Below are 8850 nucleotides of genomic sequence, written 5' to 3'. Positions count from 1 at the left end.
GGATGTTCGAGCTGACCGGCCTGCCGCCGGCCCCGCGTGGCGTGCCGCAGATCGAGGTCACCTTCGACATCGACGCCAACGGCATCATGCACGTCTCGGCCAAGGACCTCGGCACCGGCAGAGAGCAGCGGATGACCGTCACCGGTGGCTCCGCGCTGCCCAGGCAGGACATCGACCGCATGGTCCGTGAGGCGGAGCAGCATGCCGAGGAGGACCGACGCCGTAAGGAGGCGGCCGAGACACGCAACCAGGCCGAAAGCCTCGTCTACCAGACCGAGAAACTGCTGCGCGACAACGAGGACAAGATCCCCGGCGATGTGAAGTCCGAGGTTGAGAGTGCCGTCGCGGACCTGAAGGACCAGCTGAAGGGTGAGGACACTGCCGCGATCCGGTCGGCGACCGAGAGGGCCGCCTCGGTCGCGCAGAAGATCGGCTCGGCCATCTACGCCCAGGCGCAGGGCGAAGGCGGCGCGGGCGCAGCCGGCGCCGGCACTGCCGCAGACCAGGGGCAGCAGGACACGGCCGAGCAGGACGTCGTCGATGCGGAGATCGTCGACGACGAGCGGAAGGGAGGTGCCGGATGAGAATGCCCCACGACCCGCCTGCGGGACCGCGCGAGCGGGGCGAGCGGCCGGTGCTCATCGTCCACGACCGGCGCAGGACCGGCCCGCACACCCTCCAGCTGCGGCCCTCCGAGGACAAGCGCTCCGAGGCTCCGCCCGTCCGGGACGGCCCCGACGCCGGCACCGCGCTGATGTCCGGCGTCGGCGCAACCCCGGCCAAGGAGCGGCAGCCGCAGGAACGGCTTGCAGAGTTCACCGGTGACCTGCAGCGGCTCAAGGCCGAATACGACAACTACCGCAAGCGGGTGCAGCGCGACCGCCTGGCGATCCGGGAGATCGCTGTGGCCAACGTGCTCACCGGCCTGCTTCCGGTCTTGGACGCGGTCGAACAGGCACGCCGGCACGGCGAGGTCACCGGCCCGCTGACCGCCATCGCCGACCTGCTCGAAAGCCACCTGACAGCACTGGGCCTGCAGCCCGTCGGCACACCGGGCCAGCCATTCGACCCCACCACCCACGAGGCACTCACATACAGAGAGTCACCGGCAGCCGACCAGCCCGTCTGCACCGCGGTACTGCGCCGCGGCTACCGCGTCGGCGACCACCTCCTGCGCCCCGCCCAGGTGTCGGTCACCGGACCCGCCGGAGGCGCGCCCCAACCCGGGCGGTAAGCAGCGGACCGGCTAGGGGCGTACGGCGTCCTCCGTAGCGGTGAGCACCGTACTGAGCAGGACGCGGCCGAGGAGTCCCACTCCGGCCACCTCGGCTGCTGCCATGGCGGCGGGCGCGGCGAGGCGTGTCGCCGTGTGCAGGAACTGCCGGGTCGGCGGGGTCATGGTCAGCCGCGGGCAGGTGACCGTGATGGTGAGGGTCATGGAGCGTCTCCGGGTGTGGGCACGGGGCCTGTGTGTCGCGTGAAGCATCCGTAACCGGATTGCCCGATTCCAGTAGAGACGGGGCGGACGGGCCGGTCGAGACATGGCAAGGGTCATTTCGGTGAACATTCGGTTGCGCCCGCCCCTCCACCCTCCGTGCGGCAGTCAGCCCGGAGACGCGTCGAGCGGGGCCGGAGTGGCGGCGGGCACTACTCGAGGGGCGAGAGCGGCGGCCGCGGTAGCGGCGGCCGCACACGCAAGAACGATGGTCCACGCCAGCGGTCCCAACGGTGTGCAGCCGAAGAAATGGCTGATACCCGGTGTCTGCACCAGAGCGAAGAGGAGCACGGCGGAGGCGGCACTGGTGGCCACCACGGTGATGCTGTGCCGACCGGTGAGGAGGGTCTGGCCCAATTGGGTGCCGACCAGGGCTGCCAATCCCATGGTGTTGGCCCGCCCGGTCCGGCCGGTCATGCGGCCGCCCTGCCAGGCGGCCAGGGCCCCGATCGCTGTGGAGGCGCCGCGGATGGCGAGGATACGTGCCATGTCCCGGCCGAGAAGGGCAGGCACAGGGCCTTCCATGAACGAATCCGGGTCGGCACCGGGCGGTTTCGCCGGGGCCAACGCAACCGCCAGGGCCGGCAGCATATCGGTGAGCAGATTGACCAGAAGGAGTTGCCGGGTACTCAGAGGGGCCCGGCCGGCCAGGGCGGTGCCCAGCACGGTGAAGGCGACCTCGCCGGCGTTGCCCCCGACCAGGATGGCCGCCGCGTCCCGGACGCTGCCCCACAGCGCACGCGCTTCGCGCAGCGCGTGGAGGATGTGAGTGGGGTCGGGGTCGGTGAGGACCAGGTCGGAGGCGCTGCGTGCGGAGGTGGACCCGCGCGCGGCCATGCCGATACCGACATCGGAAGCGCGGATGGCCGCGGCGTCGTTGGTTCCGTCGCCGACCATCGCAACGACGCGTCCGGCTCGTTGCAGGTCCCGGACGATGCGGACCTTTTGTTCCGGGGAGATTCTGGCGAACACGGACGTCTCGGTGACGCGGGCGAGGCGAGCCTGCTCGGGCAGGGATTCCAGGTCGGTACCGGTCAGGACCGCCTCGGTGCCGGGGATGCCGAGATCTCGTGCGACGGCGGCGGCGGTGACCGGATGGTCTCCGGTGATCATCACGGTCCTGAGGCCGGCCGCGGCCAACGATCTCACGGCTTCCGAGGCGCCGGGCCGGGTGGTGTCGGCGATGGCGGTGAAGCCGAGAAGCGTCAGGTCGGCCACTGGGCCGACCGGCGTGGTGTCGGGTGACGGATTCACGGACGGCGGGCGCGCCTCGGCGACGGCGAGTACACGCAGCCCTTCGTCGGCCAGAGACTGCACGAGCGCCTCGGCCTGTTGCCGCCGATCGGCGTCCAGGCGCGTGGGTCGCTCTGGATGCGCCGGATCCGAGATGGTGGTGCAGAGTTCGAGAACGATCTCGGGGGCACCCTTGACGGCCAGATAGGGCCCGTGGGGATCGGTACCGAGGGAGGCGGAGTAGCCCCGCTCCGCGAGGAAGGGCAGTTCGTCGGTGGGCCGCCAGTCGGTGTCCTCGCCCGCATGCACGGTGGCGGCGTCGACGACGGCCCGGTCGGTGGCGTGGATCAGCCGTGTTCCGCCGCCGTCGGTGGCGGTGGGACAGGCCCGGGCGGCTACGTGCAGCAATCGGCGGCCGTGGGGGCTGGTGAGGGGGATGGCCTGGTCTGCTGTGGTGGTGCGGGTGACCGACAGCCGTCCTTCGGTGAGGGTCCCGGTCTTGTCGAAGCAGATGGTGTCCACCCGGCCGAGAGCTTCCAGAACCCGGGGCGATCGGACCAGGACGGCCCTGCGGGCGAGACGCCGGGCGGCGGCGGACTGCGCAACGGTAGCCACCAGGGGAAGTCCTTCGGGGACGGCCGCCACCGCGATGGCCACCCCGGAGGCGAGCGCGTTGCGCAGGGCCTGCCCCCGCAGAAGGGCCAGCAGTGTGACGGCGGCTCCGCCGATTCCGGTGGCAGGCAGCGCGACCTTGGTCAGGTGTGCCAGGTGACCTTCGATGCCGACCGCAGTCCGGGCGGGACCTGCGACCTCGGCGGCTCGGCCGGCCTCGGTGTGGCTCCCGGTGGCCACGACCACGGCGTATCCGGAGCCGGCCAGCACGGTGCACCCCTGGTAGACCATGCACGCGCGGTCCGCCAGATCGGCGCCGGGTATGGGGCGGGGGTCCTTCGCGACGGGCACGGACTCACCCGTCAGGCTGGCCTCGTCGATCTCGAGGTCTTCGGCCGCCAGGAGGCGGGCGTCCGCGGGAACGACGTCGGAGTCCTGGAGGCGTATGACGTCTCCCACCCGCACGTCGTCGGCGCTCACGATGCTGACGGGCGCGGCATCCAGTCCGGCCGGGAAATCGCCCTCCTGCTCGGAGGCGGTCCAGGTCAGCCGTCGAGCGGTCAGTTGCTCACGGAGCAGCAGCCCTTTCAAGGCCCGGGTGGCACCCATTCTCTGGATGCCGCTGATGAGGGCGTTGCCCACCATGACGCCCCCCACCAGGACGGAGTCCGCGCTGGAGCCGACCACCGCCGAAGCCGCGGCGCCCAGTGCCAGCACGGGGGTGAGCGGATCGCGCAGTTCCTCACGCACAGCCCGCGCCAGCGCGGCGGCATGACGGGCTGGACCGGGGAACGCGGCGACCGGCGGCAGCCGCGTGAGGAAGCGGGCCATGGCGTGTTCCCATCCGGTCGGCCCGGCGGACTCCTCCGCTCCGGGCCGCCGGTCGGTGCCGGGTGGCGGCTGCACCATGGTCATCACCTCGCGTGCGCCCAACGCGTGCCACGCCCCGTGCATCCGCGCCGGGGGCAGTGGTGTGCGCGACATCTTGTGCGCCGTGAGCGCCCCGGATAGCAGCGCGAGCCCGGCTGCGGCGTGGACCGGCGCTGTGGCCCGCTCGGCCGCGGCGCGCTCGCCGGTGGCGGTCATCAGGGCGCCGAGCACCGATGCCCCGGTCGAAAGCCGGGCCGAGCGGGCGCTGACCTGGCGTGCGGGATCGAGCGCGTGCAGCAGTCGCCAGGTCTGGTGGAGCCCGGGTCCGCACACCAGGTCGGCATGCCAGTGGCCTGGACCGGTCACCGAGCGGGGGAGAACGGCCACGCCCAGGTCCGCCGCCTGGAGCGCTTCAGCGTGTTCCTCGGCGATCAGCAGCACGCCGTGCCCGTCGGCTTGGAGGCGGCGCACCTCTTCTGCCAGAGGTGCCACTGCCGGCAGGACTTCGTCGGCCAATGGCCGCAGCGCGACGGTACTGGGATGCTCGGTGATCACGACCCGGTCGGCGCCGGAGCGCGCGGCGGCGATCAGGGCATCGGCGAGCGGGTCGAGTTCGCAACCGACGTGAACGGTGCCTTGTCGGCGGCCGTCGGCATCGACGAGGTCGAGGACTACGAACGCATGGCCGCCAAGCGGGCCTTGTGGTGCTCCTTCGGCGTGTTCCAGGCGCCAGCCGTCCACCTCCCAGGGACCCTCACCGGCGAAATCCAGCAGATGACGCTCGGCCAGCGCGGTGTGGGCGGTCCCCCAAACAGCGGCGTCGTCCAAGTCCCCGCAGGCGCTGACGGACAGCACCCGGCATCGGGGCGTGCACAGGACCGCCGAGTCGATGACGACCGCGGAGATCCGGTCCAGTACCCGCAGCGCCTCACCGCGGAGCGGTACGGCTTTGTCGCGGGCCAGAGCACGTGCGAACAGACAGGTGAAGGCTTCTCGTCCCAGCGCGGCGGCTTTCGGCGCGGTGGCCAAAATCGTCTCGGCAGCCCGAGCCGGGCTGTGTGTCACTGTCAGCACACCGGCGGCAGCCAGGAGCGTCGCTGCGGCGGTTCGGTCGGCACAGCTTTCCACCGGACCTGCGGGCAGCGGCACCGGCCGGGCGGGGGGAACGGGAACGTCCGTGGGGAGATGCTCGGCCTGTGCGGCCAGGGCTGCCTCCCTGTGATGCCACACCTGCTGCCTGCTGCGGATCTCGGACCACAGCAGGAGGTGGTGTACCGCGTCCAACCCCAGTCCGGCAGCTCCCGCCGTGGCGGCGTGCACCACCGCGTTGGCCACTGCCAGCAGCATGTCGGCATGAGCCACGCCCAGCCGGTCCTGCAGCATGTGGTGGATGCGGGGTTGGGTGTGCGCCAGGACCATGGGGGCTCTCAGCCCCCGCGGCAGTGGTGGCAGCGGCCACAGACGCCAGGCGGCCGCCACCGCCATCCCCAGGCAGTCCGCCGCCAGGGACACTGCGGCCAGACTCGCCGGGACCGGGTCGAACGGGGGTGCGGCGGGCGTCTCGGGGAACGGTTCGGCGGGGGCGCCGGTGGCCTGTTCAACGGCCTCTACCACCGCCACCAGTCGGTCCGTGCCCACCTGGTCGTCGTCAAAGGCGATCAACACCTGTCCCAGGGCCGCATTCACCTCGGCCCAGTGGATGCCCTCCAGTTGCCGCACTCCGGCGAGGACGGCGTCGGCCATTGCGTGGTGCTGCTCGCCCGACCCGGTCAGCCCCCTGACCTCGATGTGCGCCCGTCCCGCACCGGACCACACCCTGCGGCGCGTACGGCGATCCCCCGTCCCGGTCACAGCGGCCATCGTGTCGGCGAACCGTTCCGGCAAAGAACCCACCGCCTCCTCCACCGTGCGCCGACCGGCACTCGCCCAGGATGCGGCCGCGTCCCGCGCCCCGGACAGCACCGCAGCGGCACCGGCAGCCGGCGCCGCTGACACTGCCCGCGTCGGCCCGGCGATGGCGTTCCACGCCTTGGCCACGGCAGGAGGCGCGACGAAGGAAACGGTCAGCCGCAGGGTTGGGATTGCGATCCCCATCAGCAACTCCTCGCCCCGACGACCAGGGAACCAAAAGGCCTAAAGTCCTATAATTGCCCCAAAAGGCCTCTATTGCCTCATTGTCTTGACACGATGCGAGGGGATAGCCATGAGCACTCCCGTTTCGACGAAGGCCTCGGCGGAGGGCAAGCCGGTCACGGGGACGGACAGGGAACAGGCAGCTTCTTCTCCGCAAGCCGGCAGTGGCGGCAAGCACGAGGTAACCGTCACGATCCCGCTGGACCGCATCGCCCACAATGCAGCGAACGCCGCAATGCTGCCGCTCGCGGTCGCCCGACAGGTCTTGCCCGCCAAGGGCGGACTTCCCCTCTACCTCGGCTTGGGCGCACTGGGAGCCGTCGGCGTCCTGGAGTGGCCCGTCGCCGTCGGCATCGGCGCGGGCTACGCCATATTGCGCGGCGCCGGCCCGCTCCGCCCCCCATCCTCCGGCGCCCCTGGCGCACCGCCTGACCAGGAAGGCGACCGGAGCGGGGGGGACGGTCAGACCCAGGACGCCCAGCCCACCACCACGACTGCCCCGGCCCCCGGCCCGGTGCCCGCGCCGCAGGCGCCGCCCGCCGCCGGTTCCACAATCAGCGACATCATGACCAGCGCTCCCGTGACCATCGAGGCCTCGACCCCGATCGTCGAAGCCGCCCGCCGGATGCGCGAAGCCGACATCGGTGCGGTCCTTGTGCAAGACGGCGAGGAGCTACGGGGTGTCGTCACCGACCGGGACCTGGTCGTGCGGGCCCTCGCCGAAGGCACGGACCCCCGCCAAACCCCTGTCGGTTCGGTCTGCAGCGAGACGGTGGTCACCGTTTCCCCCGGCGACGACATCGGCAAGGCCGTCGAGTTGATGCGTGAGCATGCCGTGCGCAGGCTCCCGGTAGTCGACGACGGCCACGCCGTGGGCATCGTCTCCCTCGGAGATGTGGCCGCAGCACGCGACCCCGATTCCGCTTTGAGCGACATCAGCACCGCCGAGCCCAACGCCTGATACAGCTCGTGCTGAGTGGTGAACGGCCCCGGCGCGCCAGGGCCGTTCACACCCTGGCCCGTAGCTCCTGGATTGGCGCATCAACAGCGAACAGTCTCTGGACACTGCCTTCCGCAATCGGCGTCCACCACGCACGCTGACGCTCAGGTAGGTATTCGCTGGTATGCCCTTGTCGACGGTGACCGGACCAGGCCCCAGCCCCTCCATCGCAGATGCTTGTTGATCCACGGTGCCGACGCGCACAGGGTGCGTCATCCGATGGCCGGCGCCCGGGCACGCGTGCATCGAACGGTAACCGGGGACGCGCCGCAGACCGAGCCGAGCCAAGAACGCAGGACGTCTGGCCGGGTTCCCGACGCGTACGTGGGGCACAAGTTGAGAGAGTCGGCGGTTGGCCCAGGCAGGGAGGAATCGCGGTGGCAGAAGGTAACCCCTCGTCGGCAGCCGAGGCAGCCCGGGCAGCGCTGAACAAGGTCACCGATCCAGGGCACAAGGCCATGGTCCTTGCGCTGCTCGCCGTCTGTGAGCAGCTGCGCGAGACTGCCGAGAATACTCAGCGCATCGATACGCGGCTGGAGCAGCTCAACCAGTACCTCGGCGCCATCGCCAATAAACCCTGAGCGCTCCGCACACCACACCAGCGCAGGCGCTGAGGTCGGGCGTGGTCAGGCTTCGCCGGCTTGAGGCGCCCCAAGCCGCGCGACAGCGGCGACGGTGACGCCGCGCGCCAAGCGGTGAACCGTCCGAAAGCCGAAGCATCCGGTGTCGCCGGTCGGGTCCGGCGTCCGCATGCGGGGTGGGAAGCGACTGTGGGATGCCCGGACTCGGGCTGAAGCGCAAAGGTGCGTGCCGCTCGATACGGCTGTCAGGACGCCGGAGCAAGGCCAAGTGAGAAGTAGTAGTTGCCGACGGCCGACAGGTACGTCGGATCAGTGGTCTCACTGTCCGTGGCGAACTCGGGCGCGGCCTTGATCTCCTCCCGGGTCCGAGCGACCGTCACCGTCCGGGTGTCGGTGTCGATGCGCGTGACGGCGCCGGCCGGGATGAGGACACTCTTGCCGAACACCCATACGCCGGTGTCGACGACCAGGTGCTGAATCCCCGGTTGGTCCTGCTGCCGGGCCACCTGACCGATAGCACCGTCGCCGGCCTCGACGGTGAACCCGACCAGCGACTGCTCCAGCATGTAACCGCTCCCCTGCGCATACGCCCAGATGCTGCTCACGGCCTCGTCTCTCCTCTCAGTAGCGTCCGACATGAGCCAGGAAGGCGGCCCCAACGGCAAAGCCGTCGGCTGGGCACAACTCCTGGCACCGTCCCCACCGCATACCCCCGCCGCCGAACGCGCAACCGATGGTCCACCCGACCGGTCTGGACCAGCTCTGCCCCGAACATGCTCACGCACCGGCCTGGCGTGACTGCGAGCCGGCCATCCAGGGTCGTACGGGCTCCGAAAGTGGGGGCCCCCCCCCCCGGGGGGGGGGGGGCGTGGGGGGGGGGGTTGGTGGCGGGGGCGGCGGGCGCCCCCGGGGGCCCGGGGGGGGCG

7 protein-coding genes are annotated in these 8850 nt (G+C 71.1%); 4 read left to right on the top strand and 3 right to left on the bottom strand.

The features are described 5' to 3' along the window. Together AB0M62_RS34545 and grpE are read left to right on the top strand one after the other, a co-directional pair. Positions 1-584: Hsp70 family protein (locus AB0M62_RS34545; RefSeq protein ID WP_366078288.1), on the top strand; the 584-nt coding region annotated here is incomplete at its 5' end. Further along, on the top strand, positions 581-1234 hold the full coding sequence (grpE, locus tag AB0M62_RS34540; protein WP_366078287.1) for a nucleotide exchange factor GrpE: 654 nt from the start codon (positions 581-583) through the stop codon (positions 1232-1234). The genes AB0M62_RS34545 and grpE, both read left to right, overlap by 4 nt. A gap of 12 nt (positions 1235-1246) precedes the next feature. Here the strand turns inward: grpE and AB0M62_RS34535 are convergent, their stop codons facing one another. Beyond that, positions 1247-1438: a hypothetical protein gene (locus tag AB0M62_RS34535; protein WP_366078286.1), complete on the bottom strand. Its 192-nt coding sequence runs from the start codon at positions 1436-1438 to the stop codon at positions 1247-1249. Between the two features lie 165 nt (positions 1439-1603). Further along, entirely contained in the window at positions 1604-6304 is a 4701-nt protein-coding gene (locus tag AB0M62_RS34530; RefSeq protein ID WP_366078285.1) for a cation-translocating P-type ATPase, read from the bottom strand. A 604-nt stretch (positions 6305-6908) separates the two neighbouring features. Between AB0M62_RS34530 and AB0M62_RS34525 the strand changes: the two genes are divergently transcribed. Next, a complete protein-coding gene (locus AB0M62_RS34525) occupies positions 6909-7304 on the top strand; it encodes a CBS domain-containing protein (protein ID WP_366078289.1) in 396 nt (131 codons plus the stop codon). 416 nt (positions 7305-7720) lie between these two features. Beyond that, positions 7721-7924, top strand: a complete 204-nt coding sequence (locus AB0M62_RS34520) for a hypothetical protein (RefSeq protein ID WP_366078284.1) — start codon at positions 7721-7723, stop codon at positions 7922-7924. A 245-nt stretch (positions 7925-8169) separates the two neighbouring features. Here AB0M62_RS34520 and AB0M62_RS34515 read toward each other — a convergent pair whose 3' ends face one another. Further along, positions 8170-8529 (bottom strand): PRC-barrel domain containing protein, encoded by a 360-nt coding sequence (locus AB0M62_RS34515; RefSeq protein WP_366078283.1) that lies wholly within the window; start codon positions 8527-8529, stop codon positions 8170-8172. Between the last annotated feature and the right edge of the window lie 321 nt (positions 8530-8850).

The organism is Streptomyces sp. NPDC051219, assembly GCF_040682335.1.
Lineage (GTDB): Bacteria > Actinomycetota > Actinomycetes > Streptomycetales > Streptomycetaceae > Streptomyces.
This window is presented reverse-complemented; position numbering and strand designations above follow the sequence as displayed.

Excerpts from the sequence above, each read along its gene's own strand:
- AB0M62_RS34535 (WP_366078286.1), bottom strand. The coding sequence starts at position 1,438 with ATGACCCTCACCATCACGGTCACCTGCCCGCGGCTGACCATGACCCCG.
- AB0M62_RS34530 (WP_366078285.1), bottom strand. The coding sequence starts at position 6,304 with ATGGGGATCGCAATCCCAACCCTGCGGCTGACCGTTTCCTTCGTCGCG.
- grpE (WP_366078287.1), top strand. The coding sequence starts at position 581 with ATGAGAATGCCCCACGACCCGCCTGCGGGACCGCGCGAGCGGGGCGAG.
- AB0M62_RS34525 (WP_366078289.1), top strand. The coding sequence starts at position 6,909 with ATGACCAGCGCTCCCGTGACCATCGAGGCCTCGACCCCGATCGTCGAA.